The organism is Nocardia brasiliensis, from assembly GCF_011801125.1.
Taxonomy (GTDB): Bacteria; Actinomycetota; Actinomycetes; order Mycobacteriales; family Mycobacteriaceae; genus Nocardia; species Nocardia brasiliensis_C.
The window spans coordinates 5143639-5164495 of record NZ_CP046171.1; the positions used below are offsets into that span (position 1 = coordinate 5143639).

General features: G+C 69.3%; 14 protein-coding genes and 1 pseudogene. 5 read left to right on the plus strand and 10 right to left on the minus strand.

Annotation, left to right across the window (positions count from 1 at the left end; genetic code table 11):
- Positions 1-38 precede the first annotated feature (38 nt).
- A complete protein-coding gene (locus F5X71_RS23210; protein ID WP_167463943.1) occupies positions 39-5768 on the minus strand; it encodes a TIR domain-containing protein in 5730 nt (1909 codons plus the stop codon).
- 27 nt (positions 5769-5795) lie between these two features.
- Between F5X71_RS23210 and F5X71_RS23215 the strand changes: the two genes are divergently transcribed.
- Positions 5796-7064: an SLC13 family permease gene (locus F5X71_RS23215; protein ID WP_203218203.1), complete on the plus strand. Its 1269-nt coding sequence runs from the start codon at positions 5796-5798 to the stop codon at positions 7062-7064.
- A gap of 31 nt (positions 7065-7095) precedes the next feature.
- On the opposite strand, the gene F5X71_RS23220 is transcribed toward F5X71_RS23215, so the two are convergent.
- The 7 genes from F5X71_RS23220 to F5X71_RS23250 all read right to left on the minus strand — a co-directional run bounded on the left by F5X71_RS23220 (position 7096) and on the right by F5X71_RS23250 (position 12404).
- Complete coding sequence (locus F5X71_RS23220; RefSeq protein WP_238815415.1) at positions 7096-7968, minus strand: inositol monophosphatase family protein; 873 nt, start codon at positions 7966-7968, stop codon at positions 7096-7098.
- Complete coding sequence (locus F5X71_RS23225; RefSeq protein WP_167463944.1) at positions 7950-8630, minus strand: hypothetical protein; 681 nt, start codon at positions 8628-8630, stop codon at positions 7950-7952. The genes F5X71_RS23220 and F5X71_RS23225 overlap by 19 nt, the downstream gene beginning before the upstream one ends.
- Positions 8630-9520 carry a hypothetical protein gene (locus F5X71_RS23230; protein ID WP_167463945.1) on the minus strand — a complete coding sequence of 297 codons (891 nt, stop codon included), beginning with the start codon at positions 9518-9520 and terminating at the stop codon, positions 8630-8632. Before F5X71_RS23230 ends, F5X71_RS23225 begins: the two co-directional genes overlap by 1 nt.
- Before the next feature lie 350 nt (positions 9521-9870).
- On the minus strand, positions 9871-10128 hold the full coding sequence (locus F5X71_RS23235; RefSeq protein WP_167463946.1) for a YciI family protein: 258 nt from the start codon (positions 10126-10128) through the stop codon (positions 9871-9873).
- Positions 10125-10634 (minus strand): transcription antitermination factor NusB, encoded by a 510-nt coding sequence (nusB, locus tag F5X71_RS23240; protein ID WP_014986477.1) that lies wholly within the window; start codon positions 10632-10634, stop codon positions 10125-10127. The genes F5X71_RS23235 and nusB overlap by 4 nt, the downstream gene beginning before the upstream one ends.
- A gap of 30 nt (positions 10635-10664) precedes the next feature.
- The gene (gene efp, locus F5X71_RS23245) at positions 10665-11228 is read right to left on the minus strand and encodes an elongation factor P (protein ID WP_167463947.1); all 564 of its coding nucleotides are present in this window, start codon (positions 11226-11228) and stop codon (positions 10665-10667) included.
- A gap of 48 nt (positions 11229-11276) precedes the next feature.
- Positions 11277-12404 (minus strand): M24 family metallopeptidase, encoded by a 1128-nt coding sequence (locus F5X71_RS23250; RefSeq protein ID WP_167463948.1) that lies wholly within the window; start codon positions 12402-12404, stop codon positions 11277-11279.
- A gap of 235 nt (positions 12405-12639) precedes the next feature.
- On the opposite strand from F5X71_RS23250, the gene F5X71_RS23255 reads away from it, so the two are divergent.
- From F5X71_RS23255 to aroB, 4 genes and pseudogenes are all read left to right on the plus strand, one after another.
- A complete protein-coding gene (locus F5X71_RS23255) occupies positions 12640-13092 on the plus strand; it encodes a prepilin peptidase (RefSeq protein WP_167463949.1) in 453 nt (150 codons plus the stop codon).
- Positions 13093-13308: 216 nt separating this feature from the next.
- Positions 13309-14520, plus strand: a complete 1212-nt coding sequence (aroC, locus tag F5X71_RS23260; RefSeq protein ID WP_167466668.1) for a chorismate synthase — start codon at positions 13309-13311, stop codon at positions 14518-14520.
- A pseudogene (locus F5X71_RS23265) lies at positions 14517-15104 on the plus strand (shikimate kinase); the annotation flags it as partial. The gene aroC and the pseudogene F5X71_RS23265, both read left to right, overlap by 4 nt.
- Before the next feature lie 1736 nt (positions 15105-16840).
- Entirely contained in the window at positions 16841-17962 is a 1122-nt protein-coding gene (gene aroB / locus F5X71_RS23275) for a 3-dehydroquinate synthase (RefSeq protein WP_167463950.1), read from the plus strand.
- 134 nt (positions 17963-18096) lie between these two features.
- On the opposite strand, the gene F5X71_RS23280 is transcribed toward aroB, so the two are convergent.
- Both F5X71_RS23280 and F5X71_RS23285 read right to left on the minus strand, forming a co-directional pair.
- Positions 18097-18315 carry a hypothetical protein gene (locus F5X71_RS23280; RefSeq protein WP_238815416.1) on the minus strand — a complete coding sequence of 73 codons (219 nt, stop codon included), beginning with the start codon at positions 18313-18315 and terminating at the stop codon, positions 18097-18099.
- Positions 18316-19811: 1496 nt separating this feature from the next.
- Positions 19812-20279, minus strand: a complete 468-nt coding sequence (locus F5X71_RS23285; protein WP_238815417.1) for a B-4DMT family transporter — start codon at positions 20277-20279, stop codon at positions 19812-19814.
- Positions 20280-20857 lie beyond the last annotated feature (578 nt).

A 20857-nucleotide genomic window follows, 5' to 3' on the forward strand; every position in this document is an offset into this window, starting at 1 on the left:
CTGTATCTATCTCTCACGCCGGTTCGGCGGCCGGGTACTCACAACGGCGCGTCCGGCGCGAGCCGCCCGACCTCCGGCAGGTACGGGTCCAGCTCCCCGGACTCGAACCGCGACATCCCGATCACATGCCAGAACTGCCCCGCCGTATTGCCCTCTGACTTGTACCGCCCGTCCGGCGCCAGCGCGGCCCAGCCTTCCGGCAGCCCGAGCAGCTCCGCCCGCACCGCGGGCTCGGCGTCGCCGCCGGGCACCGTCCACAGGATCGCGTTGCCGTCGTCACCGCCGCTGGCCAGCAGCCGCCCCGACGGATGGAACGCCAGCGCCCAGACCCGGCGCTTGTGCCCCTCCATGGTGTGCAGGTGCCGCCCGGTCGCCATGTCCCACAACCGGATCACGAGATCATCGCCCGCCGTCGCCAGCACACCGCGGCTCGGATCGACCGCCGCCGACCAGAGCCGCCCCGTGTGCCGGGTGAGCTCGTGCCTGCTCATCCCGGCCTCGACGTCCCAGATCCGGGCCGTCGTGTCCCACGAGACGCTGGCCAGCAGGTCACCGTGGAAGGCGACCGTGTACACGCGATCGCCGTGGCCGTGCAGCTCGCGCAGCAGTCGGCCGGAGTCGACGTCCCACAGCCGCACCACCGAGTCGTCGCAGCCGGTCGCCATCAACGAGCCGTCGGCATTGAAGGCGATCGAGCGCACCCGGCCGCGATGTTCGGCGCACACCATGTGCAGCGCGCCGGTGGTGCGCGTCCAGATGATCACCGTGTCATCGTCGTTCGCGGTGGCCACGTACTGATCGGTGGGATCGAACGCGATCGCCCAGACCGGCGCGGCCTCGATGTTGATGTGCCGCAGGAAGTCTCCGGTGTCCAGATTCAGCAGGCTCAGCCTGCCGTCGTTGCCGACCACCCCGAGCTGCTGCGGCTGCCCGGCGCTGAACAACGCGGTTTCGAAGGTGAGCAGCCGGTCCTCGCTGCCGACCACCCGCCGGATGAGCCTGCCCGTCACCGGATCCCACAGCCGCACCACGCCGTCGTTGCCGCCCGCCGCCAGAATCGTGCCGTCGGAATTGAAGGTGACCGACTTGACCTGCCTGCCGTGCCCGCTGAGCACGTGCCTGCACACCCCGGTCACGGGATCCCAGAGCCGGGTGGTGAATTGGTCGTCGGTGACGGCGAGTTGCGCGCCGTCGGGCCGGAACGCGAACGGCCAGATCGAACCGGCGTGCGCGGTGATCCGGTGCCGCGGTTCACCGGTCGCGCTCTCGCGCAGGCAGAGCAGCCCCGCGCTGTCACCGGAGGCGAGCACCTCCCCGGCCGGATCGAAGGTGAGCCAGTAGATCGCCGCGTTGTGCTCGGCGGGCGCGTATTTCGCGACGCCGGTGTCCACGTCCCAGACGCGCAGGCCACCCTCGGTATCCCCGCTGGCCAGCAGCGGCAGGTGGGGATGGAACGCCAGTGTGTACACCCGCCCGCCGTGGCCGGGTAGCTGGCGAATCAGCGTGCACCGCATCGGATCCCACAGCGCGACGGTGCCGTGCGCCCCGCCGACCGCGAGCACGTCACCGGCGGGGCTGAACGCGATCCGGAAGACCGAACCCGTCTCGCCGACGAATTCGCCACGCTGGGTGCCGGTCTCGACGTCCCAGAGCCGGACCACGCCGTCGCGGTACGCGGCGGCGACCACGCCGTCGTGAAAGGCCAAGCTGTAGATCAGTTCCCGGCCCGCGGCGGGCGCGCACTCGTGCAGCAGGTCACCGCTGGGCAGCGACCACAGCCGCAGCATGCCCCGCGCGTCCCCGGTGGCGAGCAGATCGCCCGCGCGGTTCAGCTCGACCGGCCACGGCCATTCGCTGTGGCCGTGCAGGACTCGGCGCGATTCGCCGGTGACCGCGTCCCAGATCCCGACCGCGCCGTCGGCGCCGCCGCTGACCAGCACCGTGTCGGTGAACGCGACCGCGAACGAGCGATTCCGATGCCCCTGCAGTGTGCGCAGCGGCAGCCCGGTCTCGCTGTCGCAGATCAGCACGCCGCCGTCGTCGCTGCCGATGGCCAGGGTGCCGCCATCGGGGCTGTAGGCCAACGGTTTCGGCAATCGGCCGTGTCTGGCGTGGAAGCCGTGGCGCACCCCGATCGAGGCAGGTGCGAACTCGGTCCGCGCGACCGAGCCGGGCACCCGCGCCGCGCCGCGCAGATCGGTCCCCGCCGGTGTCCCGATCACGTCCAACAGCGCGGCCCGATGCCAGCGACTGCCCGGCGCGCGTGTCCCGGTCAGATCCGTGCGGGCCAGTCGCGCCCTGGTGAAGTCGGCGCCGGTCAGGTCGGCGCCGACCAGGCTCGCCTCGTCCAGTCGCGCGCCGACCAGGCGGGCGCCGTGCAGCACGGCGCGGTCCAGATTCACGCCGACCAGCCGCGCGCCGGTCAGGTCCGCGTCGGTCAGGTCGACCTGACGCATGTCGCGGTAGGACAGATCCTCGCCGGCCAACACCGCGCCGCGCAGATCCGCCGACGGCGCGGTGCGCAGCCGCGTGGTGAGCCGCACGGCGTTGGTCTTGGAGACCTCGTCGGCGGCCGGATCGTCGAGCACACCGTCGGCCCAGGCGCGCGCGGTCCGGACGTCGGCGAGATCGCACAGGAAGTCGATGGACAGCTGCGACAGCGGCACCCGGGCCAACTGCGGCGGCGCGGTGACCCCCGCGGCGAACTGTTCGGCGATGTGGTTGGCGACCAGCCATTCGGTGACCGAGGAGTGGATGAACCCGAACAGGTTGTCCTCGGTGCGCACCAGCAGACTGCCCGATCCGATGGCATGGGCCGACTGCTGCACCGACATCCGGTTCGAGCCGGTCATCTCCACCAAACCCTGTGCGACCTCGGTCAATTCGGACAGGCGCAGGTACGGTTCCCCGGTCTCCCAGATGCGTAGCGCGAAAGCCGTGACCGCCAGCCATAATTCGTGCAATCGCAGGCCGGGCAGCGAGCCCGCGGTGCTCGCGGTGCGATCGGTCTCGTAGGCCAGCCAGGATTCGAGGATCTCCCGATACAGCCCCGCCGCGCCGACGGTCTGCTGCGCGCCCGCCGCCGCCCGCAGGCGTCGCTCGTCCAGATCCGCGATGAAGCTGAGCATGCGCGGGTTCTGCGCCAGACCGAGCAGATCCTGGATGCCGGTGATCAGCCGCATCCTGGCCTCGGCGCGATGCACGTCGCCGCCGTAGCGGTTGGTGAGAAACGCGTGCACCTGCGCGGGCGCGAAGTCCTCGACCGAGAGGATATGGCGATCCTGCAGCAGCCCCACCCGCTCCCCCAGCGCGGTCAGCACCTGGGCGCGGGAGGCGAAATGCTGAGTACGGCTCGCCACAATGATTTTCGCCTTGCCGACCGCGGCCTGCAGCAGTGTCTCGAGATGGTCAGTGGCGAACTCGTAGCTGATCCGGGTGACGAGTTCGTCGAAGCCGTCGAACAACAGCACCACCCGGCCCTCACGGAGCATGTAGCGCAACGCTTTCAGATCGATGCGCTCCTCACCGTGGTTGGCCAGGTGCGCGGCGACCAATCCGTCCACCGAGTGCGTCTTGTCCAGGTGCCGCAGTTCGATCAGGATCGGGATCAGCGCGGGCATGGTCTCGGTGATCCGGCGCGCGACCTCGTGCAGCGCGAAGGTCTTCCCGCGGCCGAAATCGCCGAGCACCAGGACGAATCGGCCGTGATCGGCGGCGACCAGGCGCAGCAGCTCGGCGACCAGGTCGTCCTGGACCACCTGGTCGCCGTGCTCCAGCATCCGGAAGCGCTGCGGCACATAGAGTTCGGGCGGATAGCGGCGATCGGTGCGCAGCCGCTCCACCTGCTTGGCCAGGTAGTCGTCCAGGTCGAGCAGTCCCTGGAACTCGGTGAAGCTGCGCACCCGCAGCCCCTGGCTCGCGGCCTCGTCGCGCAGCGAACGTGGCGGCGGCGCACCGCGGTACACCAGCTCCGAGCCGTATTCCGGATCGTGGCCGAGGAAGTCATCGATCACCTGCCTGGTCATGTCGCCGACGTGTGCGCCGATGCGCCACTGGGCGGTCACCTCGTCGCGCTGGTGGGTGATGATCAGATGCGGCGGCTCGGATTCGACGCGCCGGATCTTCGCGTCGGGGTAGCGCGTCTCGCACACCTCGGCCACCCGCTCGAGCAGCCGTCCCTGCGGATCGACCACCGCGGGCGTCTCCGGCACGACGTGCATCGGCTCGTCGGCGCCGGGTAGCTCCGGCATCGCGTTCGGCGACAGCGCCGCAACGGCATTCGTCCATGGCAGGTCCAGCTGGGCGGTGGGCGTGCCCGCGTCCCCCGAGGACGCGCTGTAGCGGGCCAGCCCCTCGGCGGTCAGGTGGATGATCTCGTCGCGGCCCGGCGCGGCCGCGGGAATGACCGGCAGCCTGCCGTCCAGCCGATCCAGATGCACCCCGCCCGGTCCCGGTCCGTGCAATAGCAGGTTCAACCGCCCGCCGAGCAGTCGGGACAGGGTGTCGACGTCGCGGAGCAGCGCCGGATCGTGCGGCGAGGCCGCCGTGCCGGGCAAGGGATCGTGCCGGACCGCCCCGAGCCGCAGCCACCCGTTCTCCTCGAACGCGCGCAGCCGCTCGGCGAACCAGGCGGCCTGCGGTTCCCCGATCTGACCGTAATCGTCGTCGGGTAGGTGCGTCGCGGCCATGGTGGAGTTCAAACCCGCGACCACCACCCGCAATTCGGGGATCGGGAACAACGTCCACGGCTGCCCGACGTCGAACACCAGATGGTCCAGCCCCTGATACAGCTCGCTGAACAGGCGCGCGTACTGCTCCAGTTTCGGGAAGTAGGGCGCCTGCGGTTTCCGGTCGCGCGCTTCGCAATTCAGGAAGTAGGCGTGACACGCGACCTTGGAGACGTCGTGATTTCCCGGCACCACGACCAGCCGGTCCGGTTCGAGCCCGAGCAGCACGCGCAATCCGGTCAGAAAGCTCAGCGCCTCGTCGACCTCGCGCGGCTTACCGGATTCGGTGAGATCGCCGGTCACCACGATCAGATCCGGTTTCGGCACACCGCGATCGATCGACTGGGTGACGTTCGACCAGATCCGGGCCTGGAGTTCGCGGGCGGTGCCCGGCTCGTCCGGCGCGAGCAGGCCGCGCCCGAAGCGCGGACCCGCGACATGCAGCACGCTGACCCCCGACCGCTGCTCGGCCCGCGCCGCGCCGCCCGGAAAGGCCGGTGGCGCAACGGGGGTGCGCCTGCTCATCGGCGACGCGACCGGCCCCTCTGCTTCCTCATCGGCATAGCGGTCCGGTTGCGTCACGTCCAGCTCGTTCGGAAAGCCAGGCGCTCTGACCGGCTTCGCCCGGCCCGCCAGCATGTGCCGCACCCGATCCAGCAGGTTCCGGCGTGCCTGGTCGTCGGTCGAGACGTCGACCAGATCGATGTAGGTCAGGGTGGCGAGCAAGCCTTCCAACTGGCATTCGGCGATCCGCACCGGCAGCAGCTTGCCCGGGTCGGTGCGGAACGCGGCCTGCCATTCCATTGTCCCGTAACGGGATTGGAGATAGTTGTCGGACAGGACCAGCAGCACGATGGCCGAATCCCGCACGCCGCGGTCCATGAAATCGATGAAGTTGGTGCCAGGCACGAAATCCCAGGCCTGGATCATGGTGCGATATCCGGCGCTCTCCAACTGCCAGGCCAGCCAGGTCGCCCACCGCTCGTCCGCCGGGGAATAGCTGATGAAGATGTCCCGCGGCCGCCCACCCTGCTGTGTCACGCCCCCAGTATGGCGCAGGCCAATAGCATGGCAGTCGTGCCCGAACAGGTCGACTCCCCCGAGCGCAACATTCCGCCGCACGCGTCGGCGGCCACCGCGCGCCCCCGCTGGGGCCTGAGCGTGCTCGATTGGGTCCGGATCGCGCTGCTCGTCGCCGGCGTGCTCTGCGTGCTGACCGGACTGCTGCCCAGGGACGAGGCGGTGGACAATATGCGCCGCATCGGCCCGCTGCTGCTGTTTCTCGGCAGCGTGATCGTGCTGGCCGAACTCACCCGCCAGGCCAAGGTGTTCGACGTGATCGCGCACCGGCTCGCCATTCTCGGACGCGGCTACTATCCGGCGCTGTTCCTGCTGTGTGTCCTGTTCGCCTCGGCGACCACCATCCTGCTCAACCTCGACACCACCGCCGTGCTGATCACCCCGGTGATGCTCGCGCTGGCCGCGCCCGCGCGCATTCCGCCGCTGCCGCTGGCGATGACCACGCTCTGGCTCGCCAACACCGCCAGCCTGCTGCTACCGGTCTCCAACCTCACCAATCTGCTTGCCGCCGACCGGGTCGCGCTGACCGCGACCGAGTTCGCCACCAGAATGTGGGCGCCCCAGCTGATTTCGATCGCCGCGACGATGCTGTGCCTCTGGCTGTGGTACTGGCGGCGGGGCAGGCGCGACGCCGACCGCTACCTCCCGCCCGAGCCGGTGCGTCCCTCGAACGCGAAAGAGCGTGCGCTGCTGTACACCACCGCGGGCGCCTGTCTGCTGTTCATCTTCGCGATCCCGTTCGTCGGCGACCGCATCGGCATCGCCGCGACCATCGCCGCCGCCATCGCGGTGCTCGCGTTCGCGGTGTTCGACCGCCGATCCTTGCGCTGGGCGCTGATTCCCTGGCAGCTCCTGGTTTTCGTGGTCGGCCTGTTCCTGGTGGTGCCCACCCTCGGCAGGCTCGGCCTCTCCGATCTGATGCACACCCTGATCGGCGACGACACCGGTGCGGCGGGCGCGTTCCGCGCGGCCGGCGCCGGCGCGGCCCTATCCAACATCGCCAACAACCTGCCCGCCTACACCGCGGGCGAGGCGGTGGTGCCCACCGGCAATCACGATCAGCTGCTCGCCCTGCTCATCGGCACCAATATCGGTCCGGTGGTGACCCCGTGGGCGTCCCTGGCCACCCTGCTCTGCCTGGAGTTCTGCCGCACGCACGAGGTGCGCGTCCCGATGCTGCGCTTCGTGCTCACCGGGTTCGGGCTGGCGCTGCTCGGCACCGTCGGCGCGGTCGGGGCGCTGCTCGTCCTCGGGTGAGCTCGTGCCCCACGATGTCTCGTGACTCGACCTAGCCCGGCAGCCCCGTCACCCGAACCGCACTCGCGGATTTCACCAGCAACGCGAGTTCGGGCAGCACCCGTGGGTCCCCCGCGATGAAATCCACCTCGCCGGCGGGCAGGTCAAGGCGCTCGTCGAGCGCGGCACCGGCGAAATCGGTGATGTGCATGCCGGATTCGCGGGCGAGCAGCGCACCGGCCGGGAGGTCGATCAGGCCTGCTCGATAGCCGACGAAACCGTCGATGTCACCGCTGCTCACCATGACCCAGCACAGCAGCGGTGACCAGAGCTGGATCAACCTGCGCGAGGACGACTCCAGCGTCAGACGCAGGGCCCGCGCGATCGGATCGGTGCGGGTGACGGGGTAGCCCTGCAGCCACGCGAGCACGGGGGCATGGTCGGGTCGCCGCGTCGGCTGCCGCAGCGGGCCGTTCGGCCCCATGGCGCCGCGCCCGCGCACAGCGGTCCAGGTGCGCTCGGCGATCGGATCGTGTACCACGCCGACGACCGGAGTTCCGTTGTGACACAGGGCGATACCGACCGTGCAGACGGGCAGCCCGATCGTGATGTTGTTGGTGCCGTCGAGCGGATCGACGACCCAGCACCAGGAATCGTCGCCGCTGTCGAGCACCCCGGACTCCTCGGCCAGGATGCGATGCCGCGGGAACGCGCGTCGGAGGTGTTCCAGGATGATCCGCTCGGCGCGCAGGTCCAGGTCGGTCACCACGTCTCCGCCCACGTCCTTGGTACTCACGGTGAGCGCACCGAGCAGACCCGCCCGGATCGCCCGGCCCGCTTCGACGGCGGCCGTAACCGCGACATCCGCGGCCACCTCCAGCACCGTCTCGGGCAGCACCTGGTGCATCACGTCGCCTGCTCGCATCGGTTCTCCAGTTGCTTCGGTCGGACGTGCAGGTGGTCGAGCACGGTGCGCGCGGCGCCGCGCGATTCCACGGGGGTGCACGGGGTTCGGTGCACCCAGTGGTCGGTCGTTGCGAGCGTACCCAGGGACAGGTCGGGGTGGCCGCGGTTGTCCTCGCCGAGCACCACGGTGGCCGCCGCGCCGCGCACATCGGAGACATGGAACGCGCCGTGCGGCAGCGTGTAGACCTCGCCCGCGCCGAATTCTTCCCTGGACCGAACGCGATAGGCGACCAGGCGCGGGGTCGCGCGGACCAGATCACCGTCGGCCGCACTCTGGATCTCGAACATGCGGTGCGTTGGACGCGATGGCGCACTGTCTATTTCGAGGATCTCGTTGCCGACCGTGCCGTACAGCACGGTGCTGAGCAGATCCCAGCTGTGCGCGTGCATCGGCGAGGTGGTCGGCCGGGCATACCCGCCCTCGGTCCAGACGTGCACGCAGACGCCGCGCCCCTCGCCACGCCACACCGGAAAACACAAGAACCCCAAGGGATGTCGGACGGCGACCAGCTCGGAGCTGCCGTCCGCGACACCCGCCAGCACCGCGCCCGCCCAGTCCCGCACGGCGTTCGCGGCGTCGTCGAGGGCGAGCAGCGTGCGCAGGCGGGCGTATTCGTTCATCAGTACGGGTTCCGGGGTTGTAGCGCGCGGCGCACGATATCGGCGACGTCGCGATCGGTGAAGGCGGCCGGTAACGCCAGACCGAGGGTCTGGAACACGCCACGGACCTGGTCGACGGTCGGCTCGTCGGACAGCGGCAGTTCCTCGGTGCGACTCAGCGGAACCTGTTTGGTCTGTTTGAAACTGGCGACCAGTTCGCGGTTGAAGTCGCGGTAGTACGGCTTGTCGCGCTCGAACATCATCGCCGGGGTGTTCGGATTGTCCTGCGTGACAATGACGCAACTGGACGACAGATCCCAGCGGAAGGTCGTCATCACCGCCGAGAGGCCGACATCGATGGTGAGGAAGGTGAACCGCTGCCGGTACCAGCAGGCCGCGAGCACCGTCGCGAACGCCTCCTTGCGGGTGCGCTCGGTGGTCCACAGCTCACCGGTGCGATCGGCTTCGGGCTGCAGCGAGGAACGGAACTGCGCGTAGGTCTTGCAGAGCTGTTCGTCGGTGGGATCCAGGATCTCCAATTGCACCCGCAGCGGCCGCTGTTCGCGCCGGGCGTTCTCCACGCATTCGCGCAGCGTCACCGCGCGGATGTAGGTTCCGGTGCCGCCCTTGAACATCCACTGCTCGGTCCCGCGCCGGGCGAGGGTGTGCGCGTGGCCGATCTCCGGCCCGTACAGCAGATGCACCGAGGTCGCGTCGCGCACCGCCTTCGCCGACAGATGTCGGTCCCGTAGCAGGGTGATCGCGACCAGGCCGAGCACCAGCAGCATGGCGGCGTTCACCTGGTCGGTCCCGATGACGTCGAGGAACTGCAGCAACCCCACGGTGATCGCGAGCAGCACCGCGAAAGAGCCGTCGACGTTGTTGCGGAACCAGATCAGAAACCGTGCCATGCGCTCCCCTGCGTTTCCACCAGAATAGGCGGCCCGAATCGCTCCGGACGAGGGAAACGAGAAGTCGTGCGCGCCAACGGACATCCTCGGCATGGTCGCACGCCCGCGGCGCGCGGGCACGAGTGGCCCATGGCACACCCCGCCGACTTGACCTCGAGTGCGGTTGAGCTACCAGGATGAGAAACGGTCGCGGGGAACATCTCCGGGACCGAGCGCCCGGCTCTGCGGGCGGCCCGCTCCCGCCGGCTCCCGTACACCCCCGGCGGGAGCGTACGGGCCCACCGCACAACGCGAAACGCACCCCGTCCGACTACTGACCGAGTCGAAGGGGGTGCGTCCGGTGTGTGCCGCTAAGCGGGTGTCGTCGGTTCCCACTCGTAGACGGTGACGTCCGAGGAGCCGGTGGTGTGCACCGGGTCGGCGAACGCGAGTGCCTTTGCCGCGTCGAGGCTTTCGGCGTGCACGAAGTACGCGCCGCCGCTACCGTCGCCGAACTTGGCGCTCTCCACCAACTGGGCGCCCAGATCCCTCAGGAACTGCTTGTGCGGCTCGATCACGGCCGGGTCGAAGCGCGGCGTGCGCATCGCCAGGACGAGGAACTTCTTCACGCCTCGGGCTCCGGACGGGGCGCGCGGGTGGCCGCCGCCGCGGCCCGCACCTGCGGCGCGACCAGCACGACCTGCCCGAGCACACCGTTGACGAACGAGGGGGAATCGTCGGTGGACAGCTCCTTGGCCAGCTCCACCGCCTCGTCCACCGCGACGACCGGCGGAACATCGTTGGCGTGGAACAACTCCCACACCGCGATCCGCAGGATGGCGCGGTCGACGGCGGGCAGCCGGGACAGCTCCCAATCCTTCAGATACGACTCGATGGTGCCGTCCACCCGGTCCAGGTCGTCGGCGACGCCCTCGACCAGCGTGTGGGTGTAGGCGTGCACCGGGGCGACCGCCTGGTCGCGGGTCGCCAGCTCGGTCCGCTCGTCGAGCAGATCGGCCGGGTCCACGTCGCGCGCCTCCGCCTCGAAAAGCAGGTCGACGGCCCGGCGCCGCGCCTTGTGCCGCGTGCCGAGCTTCTTGAACGTGGACTTCTTGTCCAACGGCTGTTCAGCCACAGTCACCATTATCCTGCTCGCGCGCGGCGATCAGGCGTTGACTCGGCCGAGGTAGCTGCCGTCGCGCGAGTCGATGCGCAGCTTGTCGCCGGTGTTGATGAACAGCGGGACCTGCACCTCGGCGCCGGTCTCCAGCGTCGCGGGCTTGGTGCCGCCGGTGGAGCGGTCACCCTGCAGGCCGATGTCGGTGTGCTGCACCTCGAGCTCGACGGTCACCGGGAGCTCGACGTAGAGCGGGGCTCCCTCGTGCGTGGCGACCTGCACGCTCATGTTCTCCAGCAGGAACCGGGCGCCGGGGCCGATGGTCTGCTCGGAGATCGAGATCTGGTCGAAGGTGTCGCCGTCCATGAAGACGTAGTCCGAACCGTCGTGGTACAGGTAGGTCATGTCCCGGCGGTCGACGGTGGCCGTCTCCACCTTGACACCGGCGTTGAAGGTCTTGTCGACGACCTTGCCGGACAGCACGTTCTTCAGCTTGGTCCGCACGAACGCGGGGCCCTTGCCCGGCTTGACGTGCTGGAATTCGACGATCTGCTGAAGCTGACCGTCGATCTTCAGCACAAGGCCGTTCTTGAAGTCGCTGGTGTCCGCCACTGTCCTCGGATCTCCTAGTTCGTAAACAACATGGGGGTCGAACCGGCGTCAGTCGACGACGGTCAGGTCTTTGCTGGTGTTGGTGAGCAGCTCCGGGCCCCCTTCGCGCACCACGAGCGTGTCCTCGATCCGGACCCCGCCGCGGCCGGGAAAGTACACACCAGGTTCGACGGTCACCGCCACGCCAGACAGAAGTGTACCGGTTCCGTTTTTCGCCAGTCCGGGCGCTTCATGGATCTGCAGTCCGACACCGTGCCCGAGCCCGTGCACGAACAGCGCGCCGTGCCCCGCGGCCTCGATCACCGACCGCGACGCGGCGTCCACGTCGGCGACCTGCACGCCGGGCCGCAACGCCGCGCATCCCGCCCGCTGCGACGCCGCCACCAGCTCGTACACCTCGCGCTGCCAGTCGCTGGGCGCGCCGAGCACGAAGGTGCGGGTCATGTCCGAGTGGTAGCCGCCGACCGTCGCGCCGAAGTCGAGTTTGACGAAATCGCCCGCGGCCAGCACCGCCTCGGTCGGCCGATGGTGCGGGACAGCCGAATTCGCGCCCGCCGCGACGATGGTCTCGAACGACACCGCCTCGGCGCCGTGCTCGAACATCGCCCATTCGAGATCGCGCGCGACCTGTCGTTCGGTGCGGCCCGGTCGCAGGCCGCCGCGCTCGAGCAGCGCGGCCAGGCCCGCGTCGCCCGCCGCGCAGGCCGCCCGCAGCTGCTCCACCTCGTAGGCGTCCTTCACCGTGCGCAACTGTTCGACCAGGCCGGGCGTGGCGACGAACTCGAGTCCGGTGCGCTGCTCGACGAAGCCGCGATGCTGGTCGACTGTGACGATGTGGCTCTCGTAGCCGATCCGGCCGAGCTGCCATTCCCCCGCCAGCTCGACGATGCGCCGGGCGGTCGCCCTGGCGATCTCGGCACGCAGATCCGGGACCTGCTCGGCGACCTGGGTCCGATAGCGACCGTCGGTGCCGATCACCGTGCGGTCCTCCGCGTCGCGCATGTCCCAGGAGTGCACCAGTAGCGCCGCGTTGGAACCGGTGAAGCCGGTGAGATATCTGAGGTTCACCAGGTCGGTGACCAGCAGGCCGTCCACCCCGTTCTCCACCAGCAGACTGCGCAACGCGCCACGCCGCGCCGCGTAGTCGGGCGCATTGCCCACGTGATCAGCACACATGCGTCAAAGTTACCGCCGACACGCCGAATGGCCATAGACAACACGTGGACCGGTCGCTGCCGGCGCGCCGCCGCGGCGATCCTTCCCGCTCACGCCGCGCCGGAATCCGTTGCCGCTCATCGATTTACACAAACCGGTCGGCATGCGAGGTGGCCGGTGTTCACATCTGGAAAAGTTGTCCCCATTCTGGGCGCGCGTTGTCGTTCCCGCCCGTGCTCGGACGAAGCTTGCAGGCATGACATCCGTCGCGTTCACCGCCCTCCTGGCGTGGTGTGCCGTGTTGAGCGGCATCGATCTGCGGCAGCGTCGGCTGCCGAACGAACTGACCGGTTCGGGTGCCCTCGCGGTCCTCGGATATGCCCTGTCCACAACACAATTCACAGCCGCGCTGCTGGGTGCCGCGCTGCTCGCGCTCCCCTATCTCGCGCTGCATCTGCTCGTCCCCGCGGCGTGCGGCGCGGGCGATGTGAAGCTCGCCGTCCCGCTCGGTGCGGTCGCGGCGCTCGGCGGCGGACAGGCCTGGGTGCAGGCGGCCGTGGCCGCCCCCTTGCTCACCGCCGCCGCGGGCCTCGTGCTGCTCCTTATCTGCCGCATCCGTGCACCCGGCACCCCGGTGCCCGCGCTGCCGCACGGGCCCGCGATGTGTTTGGCCACGGTCACGGCTTTGGTGGTTGCCCATGGCGGTTGATACGTCACGGTGCGGTCGCCTACCCCGCGCGGCCGGGCCGTGCATGCGCGCGCGACGAGCGCTGCCCTCGGTCCGACAACCCGTGCGCCCGACCGCCCGGGCGGCTGCCGATCTCAGCGGCTCAGCTGGGCGTCGGCGGCGAAACGGGCGAACGTGCCTGCCATCACGGCGGGCCGCATGCCGGACCGGGCGCGTCGACATGGGAAGATGGAGCACGTGTTGCGCTGGATAACTGCCGGAGAATCCCATGGTCCCGCTCTCGTCGCCCTCCTCGAAGGAATGGTGGCCGGAGTCGAGGTGACGTCCGACGAGATTTCCGCGCAGTTGGCGCGCCGCCGACTGGGCTACGGGCGCGGCGCCCGGATGAAGTTCGAGGCCGACAAGGTGACCGTCATCGGCGGCGTCCGGCACGGCCGCACCATGGGCGGCCCGGTCGCGATCGAGGTGGCCAACTCCGAATGGCCGAAGTGGACGACCGTCATGTCCGCCGACCCGGTCGACCCGGCCGAACTAGCCGACCTGGCGCGCAATGCCCCGCTCACCCGGCCCCGCCCCGGACACGCCGACTACTCCGGCATGCTCAAGTACGGCTTCGACGACGCCCGCAACGTGCTCGAACGCGCCAGCGCGCGGGAGACCGCGGCACGCGTGGCCGCGGGCACCGTCGCCCGCAACTTCCTCCGGCAGGCATTCGGCGTCGAGGTGATCTCGCACGTCGTATCGATCGGCACCGCGGTGAACAGCACCGGCGTCGTCCCGACCGCGGCCGACCTCGCTGCCATCGACGAGAGCCCGGTCCGCGCGTTCGACAAGGACGCCGAAGCCGCGATGATCGCCGAGATCGAGGCCGCGAAGAAGGACGGCGACACCCTCGGCGGCGTCGTCGAGGTGGTTGTCGAGGGCCTGCCCGTCGGGCTCGGCTCGTTCATCAGCGGCGCGGACCGCCTGGACGCGCGGCTCGCCGCGGCGCTCATGGGCATTCAGGCCATCAAGGGCGTCGAGGTCGGCGACGGTTTCGAGACCGCGCGCCGGCGCGGCAGCCAGGCCCACGACGAGATGCGGCCCGGCCCCGACGGCGTGCTGCGCTCCACCAACCGCGCGGGCGGCCTCGAGGGCGGCATGACCAACGGCGAGGCGTTGCGCGTGCGTGCCGCGATGAAGCCGATCTCCACCGTGCCGAAGGCGCTGGCCACCGTCGACATGACCACCGGCGAGGAAGCCGTCGCGATCCACCAGCGCTCCGACGTGTGCGCGGTGCCTGCCGCGGGTGTGGTCGCCGAATCGATGGTCGCGCTCGTGGTCGCGCAGGCCGCGCTGGAGAAGTTCGGCGGCGACTCGATCAGCGAGACCCTGGAGAACATCACCAGCTACGTCAAGCGGATCGGCGCCCGCCCGCACCTCACCTCAGTCGACACCAGCCCACAATGATCGTGCAGACCGATCCGCGCGCACCGCGCGTGGTGCTGGTCGGACCGCCCGGCGCGGGGAAATCGACGATCGGCCGCAAGCTCGCGAAAGCACTCGGCGTCGAGCTGTACGACACCGACGCGGGCATCGAACGCGAGACCGGACGCACCATCCCCGAGATCTTCGCGACCGACGGCGAGCCCGAGTTCCGCCGCATCGAAGAGCGGGTGGTGCGCCGCGCCATCCTCGCCGAACGCGGCGTCGTCTCGCTCGGCGGCGGCGCCGTGCTGTCCAAGGACACCAGGGCGCTGCTGCGCAACCGCACCGTCGTCTACCTGGAAATCAGTGTGGGCGAAGGACTTCGGCGGACCGGCGCGAGCACGAGCAGGCCACTGCTCAACGGCGCCGACCCCGCCGCCAAATACCGCGAGCTGATGCGCAAACGCCGCCCCCTCTACCGGGAGGTGGCCACCGTCCGCGTCCGCACCGACGGCCGCAGCCCCGGCCGAGTGGTCAAAATGGTGCTCGCCAAGCTCGGCCTCGAATCCGTGCAGCCCGTCACCGACAACGACACCGCGGACCCGATCACGCCGTCGCCCACCGCACCACCGGCGAGCGCCCCGAAACCCCAAGGCAGCAGCCGATCCCGGGCCCGTCGCCGCGCCCGTGCCCGCGCCGCCGCCCGTCGCGCCGCGTCCTTGGCCCAGGGCCAAGGCCAAGGCCAAGGCCAAGGCGAGATCACCACCGAAACCCCGGCCGCGAAGTCCACCGCGCCAACCCCGACCAACCGCAGCTGGCGCACCCGCCGCACCGCCGCGAAAACCCCCACCCCGGACCAAAACTCAGACCACCCCCAACCCACCCAATCCCCCCTCACCCGCCGCTGGCGAGCCCGCCGCCCCGCAGGCCCCCCAACCACCGTCGGCGGCCTGAACACAGACCCGAGCGGTACGCCGGACAAGACCGAGCGGGGCACGAACGATGCTGGTGGCGCAAGGAATACGTCCGGCACCGGCGGCACCTCCAGCACAGGCGATACGTCCGGCACCGACGGCACCTCCAGCACAGGCGATACGTCCAGCACAGGCGGCACCTCCAGCACAGGCGATACGTCCAGCACAGGCGGCACCTCCAGCACAGGCGATACGTCCAGCACAGGCGGCACCTCCAGCACGAGGAGCACGTCCAGCGTGAGCGAGCCGACCAGCACGAGCGCCGTACCCACCGTGAGCAGAACGACCGGCACCAACGGCACCTCCAACACGAGCGGGACCTCCAGCGCAGGCGGCACCGCCAACACAAGCGGCACCTCCAGCGGCAACGAGGCGAGCGAGGTACGCAACGCAACACAAGCAGCACCCACCACCGGCACATCCAGCGCACGCAGCGCACACATCGAGAACAGCGCAACAGACACCGACAAGCCGACCAACACGAGCGCCGTGCACACCGTGCGCACAACGACCGGCACCAACGGCACCCCCAACACAAGCAGCAACGAGGCGAGCGACCTACGCAACGCAACACAAGCAGCACCCACCACCGACACATCCAGCACGCGCAGCGCACACATCGAGAACAACGCGACAGACGCGGGCGAGCCGATAACCGCGAGCGGTGTGCCCAATGCGAACCGCCCCACCGGCGCGAGTAGGCCGAGCAGCGCGAACAGCACGGCCAGTGCGAGCGGAGCGGCGACCTCGACCAGCGCGGCGGGCGCGAGTAGTACGTTCGCTTCGGGCGGTGCGAGCGGCGTTGGCGGGCCTGCGGGCTCGGGCCGTGCGAACACAATGTCCGACCCGTCTGGCGTGCGCGGTGCGAGCGGGGTGACCAGCCCGCATGGATCGGCCAGCGCGAGTGGTACGCCTGGCCTTGCCAACGCGGACGCCGCTTCTGCCACGCGCGGTGCCGGCGCGGGGACCAACGCGAGCAGTGCCAGCGAGGCGACCAACGCGCGCGGTGCTGGCGAGGCGACCAACGCGCGCGGTGCTGGCGGGACGACCAACGCGAGTAGTGCCAGCGAGGCGAGCAACGCGCGCGGTGGCGGTGGGGCTAGCAACGCGCGTGGCGCTGGCGAGGCGACCGACGCGAGTAGTGCCAGCGAGGCGACCAACGCGCGCGGTGCTGGCGAGGCGACCAACGCGAGTGGCGCCGATGGGCCGAGCAACGCGAGTGGCGCTGGCGGGGCGAGCAATTCGACCGGCACGGATGGGACGGACGAGCACGCCGGTGGGGTGGACGGAGCGGGCTCGAGCGGTAGGGCGCGGCGGGCTCGGGCCAGGCGGGCCCGAATTCGGGCGCGCAAACATCAAGAAGCAAACACAGAATCGGAGCAATAGTCGTGAATGAGCCGAGTCGTATCGATGTTCGTACCGCCGACCCGTATCCGGTGATCATCGGCCGCGGGTTGCTCGGTGAACTCGTCGAGTCGGTCAACGGCGCGGCGAAGGGCGTGCGGACGGTGGCGATCTTCCATCAGCCGCCGCTCGCCGAGACCGCCGAGGCGGTGCGGAAGTCGTTGGCCGACACCGGCCTCGACGCGCACCGCATCGAGATCCCGGACGCGGAGGCGGGCAAGGAGCTGGCCGTCGCCGGGTTCTGCTGGGAGGTGCTCGGCCGAATCGGCCTGACCCGCAACGATGTCGTGGTGAGCCTCGGCGGTGGCGCGGCCACCGACCTGGCCGGCTTCGTCGCCGCCACCTGGATGCGCGGCGTCCAGATCGTGCACGTGCCGACCACGTTGCTGGCGATGGTGGACGCCGCGGTCGGCGGCAAGACCGGCATCAACACCGAGGCGGGCAAGAACCTCGTCGGTTGTTTCCACGAGCCTGCCGCCGTGCTCGTCGATCTGGCGACGCTGGAGACGGTGCCGCGCAACGAGATCGTCGCGGGCATGGCCGAGATCATCAAGGCGGGCTTCATCGCCGACCCGGTGATCCTGGACCTGGTGGAGCGCGACCCGGAGGCGGCGCTCGACCCGAAGGGTGCGGTGCTGCCCGAGCTGATCCGGCGCGCGATCCAGGTGAAGGCCGACGTCGTCGCGGCCGATCTGAAGGAGTCGAGCCTGCGCGAGATCCTCAACTACGGCCACACCCTCGCGCACGCCATCGAGCGCCGCGAGCGCTACCGGTGGCGCCACGGTGCCGCCGTCTCCGTCGGCCTCGTTTTCGCCGCCGAACTCGGCCGGCTCGCGGGCCGCCTCGACGACGCCACCGCCGACCGGCACCGCGCCGTGCTCGAAAGTGTCGGTCTGCCGGTCGGTTACGACGCCGACGCCCTCCCGCAGCTGCTGGGCTCCATGCAGACCGACAAGAAGACCCGCTCGGGCGTGCTGCGCTTCGTCGTCCTGGATGGTCTCGCCAAGCCCGGCCGCCTCGAAGGCCCCGACCCCACCCTGCTCGCCGCCGCCTACTCCGCGATCGCTCGCGAAGGCACCCCGAACACCGGCGGCATCCTGCTGTAGTCCGGTCACCGCGCACGAACCGCACCACGCGCAAAGGATCGTCGACAGATCGCGCGCGGCACAGTGCACGCGGCATCGACACAAGCAAAAGCGGCGCACCCCGATAACCCGGGGTGCGCCGCTTCTCTTCCGTCCTACCTGGGAATCCAGAGGTCGTAGCGGCCGTTGCCGTCGTTGCGCAGGACACACTCGCCCGGCTTACCCCAATCGTTCTTGTTCTTCAGGCAGTACGACAGGCTGACGTTCGAGCCGGCGGGCACACACACCCAGTTCCAGTGCGGCGCGTTCGACGCACACCCGTTCTGAGCACTCGCCTGCCCCGCGAACACGACCGCGGTCGCGGCAATCGACATCGCAGCGGCCACCCCAATGCGCAATATCATGAACCCTGCCCTCCCCATATGAAACCCACTGAACTACAACAGATTATCGACCATCTCCACCGAACAGCAGCCCGCCGACCTCAATGGCACAAAGTTGGCAGCCCGCCCCCAACACAGCACCACTCAAGCCAACGAGCCCCCAGACCGACAGCCCACCACCGCAGCCAGCACCCGCCTCACAGCACCGCACCCGACCTCACACAACGCCGCCCCACCACCACGTCCGAGCCCACACTTCACCCCACGCCACACCCGCCGCAGCACTCGACCTCACACAACACCCCGCCCACACCACGTCCCACCCCGCACTTCACCCACACCACGCCCACGTCGCACCCGCCGCACCTGACGCAGCACCCGACCTCACACAACTCCCCGCCCACACCACGTCCGACCCCGCACTTCACCCACGCCACGCCCACGTCGCACCGCGCCCCACCTGACACAGCACCTCACGCCACGCCTGACACAGCACGTCATCCCATGAGCGCACGCACCTTCCCTCGTGATCCGCCACGGCCCCTGCCAACGACACGGAGACGGCGACATCACAGCCGAAAAGTCCGCTACGCGGGCGTCTCCGACCCCAGATCACCATCCACGACTCGGTCAACCGATCACCAGGTAATGGTGGCGGCATCGACCGAGAGACCCCCGCCACCATTACCTGGTGATCAACCGCCCAACTCATACGAACGCCCACCTCAACCAGCGCCCACCTCAGGCAGCACCCACCTCAGGCAGCGCCCACCTCAGGCAGCGCCCACCTCAGGCAGCACCCACCTCAGGCAGCACCCACCTCAGGCAGCGCCCACCTCAGGCAGCGCCCACCTCAGGCAGCGCCCACCTCAGGCGCTTGCGCGCCTTCGTTCAGGGTTGGCCAAGGGTTTCCCTCGCTGGTGAGCGGACTGTGCACGGAGAAACCCGGGTCTCGTGGCCGAGGCGTCCGGGGTTAGGGCACTTTCGATGCGCGGCGTGACGCCTCGAGTCGTGGTCAATTGATCAGGAGGAAGTGGTGGCGGCATCGGCCGAGAGGCTGCCGCCACCAGTTCCTCCTGATCAATAGTCCAGATCGGATGGGCACGTGGGCACGCGTGCTGATCGGAAGGTGTGATACCCGAAAAGGGAAACGCGCGTCGAGAGTTCGGCCGCGAGCCTGGGACGCCTCGCTCCAGGCGAAATGCCACGTCAGGTGACGCGCAACCTCAGGCGACGCGCGGCTTCAAGCGACGCGCGATCGCAAGCGGCACGACCTCAAGCGACGCCCAACCCCAAGCGACTCACGACCCCAACGAAACACAACCCCAAACGACACACAACCCCAGGCGACGCGCGGCCTTGAGCGACACACGACCCGCAGGCCTAAGCCACTGCGGGCATCGTCGCATCAGATGATGCATTTCAAGGGAGTCGCGCTCGGCTAGTAGTCAGACAAGGTCGCACATCACCTTGACGAACGATCAGGTTCAGGCGGGCGTGCTTACCGGGGACTCCGCAGCGGAGTGCTTTTCTGCTCGGCGGTCGGCCAGGGCGCGGCCGACGCCGACGCCGATGAGGGCGGGGATGAAGACCAGCAGGACGATGAAGGCTGCGCCCGCGGTGAGTTCGAACAGCAGGCCGTTGTCGCCGAGGTCGAATTTGGGCAGCCAGTCGAGGATCCAGGCGGCGAGGCCGCTGCCGAGGCCTGCCGCGGCGGCGGCCTTCAACCATTGCAGGGTCAGGTCGGTGCCGTAGTCGGGGTTGGGGTTGGCCGCGCGATCCGTGCGTCCGTCCGAGAAGCCCCAGTAGACGATGGCTGCCACCAGAATGATCAGGCACAGCGCCCGCATCCAGACCCCGTGGGTCGGCCAGTACACCATCGCGAACCCGAGCACCGCACGCAGGAAGACGACCAGCGCGCCGAGCACGATGGCCCGCAACACCCAAGCATTCATGCGCACCACCATAACCCCGTGCCCCGCCGAACAAAACTAGAACCAGTATCAGTTTTTCGCCGAACCCGGCAAACCCTCCGACCCGACACATCCGGTCGACGCGATGCCACATTCCAGCGCCACCAACGATTCACCACCACACCCATCGACTACACCCACGGAAACCTGCACCCTGAACGTTCAGAACCCAGCACCCACTCGCCCCAACCCCAGAACCACCCAACGCCACCGCCATTCACCACCACACCCGCCAACACCACCGGATTCCCGAACCCCCGAACGTCAGAACCGAGCACCACTCCCCCAACCTCGAAATCACCCGACGCCACCGCCATTCCACACACGGCGCGGACGGCAGTTCCAGCGCCACCAACAATTCACCACCGCACCCACCGACTCATACCCGCGGAAACGCACCTGAACGTCAGGGGCCCAAAACCCGCTCGCCCAACCCCGAAACCACCCAACGCCACCGCCATTCCACACACGGCGCGGACGCCAACACAAAGCTGTTCCCCTGGCTCAACAGCAACCCACTGACCACCGCATATCCAGCCCCAACCACCGGAGCCAGCCAC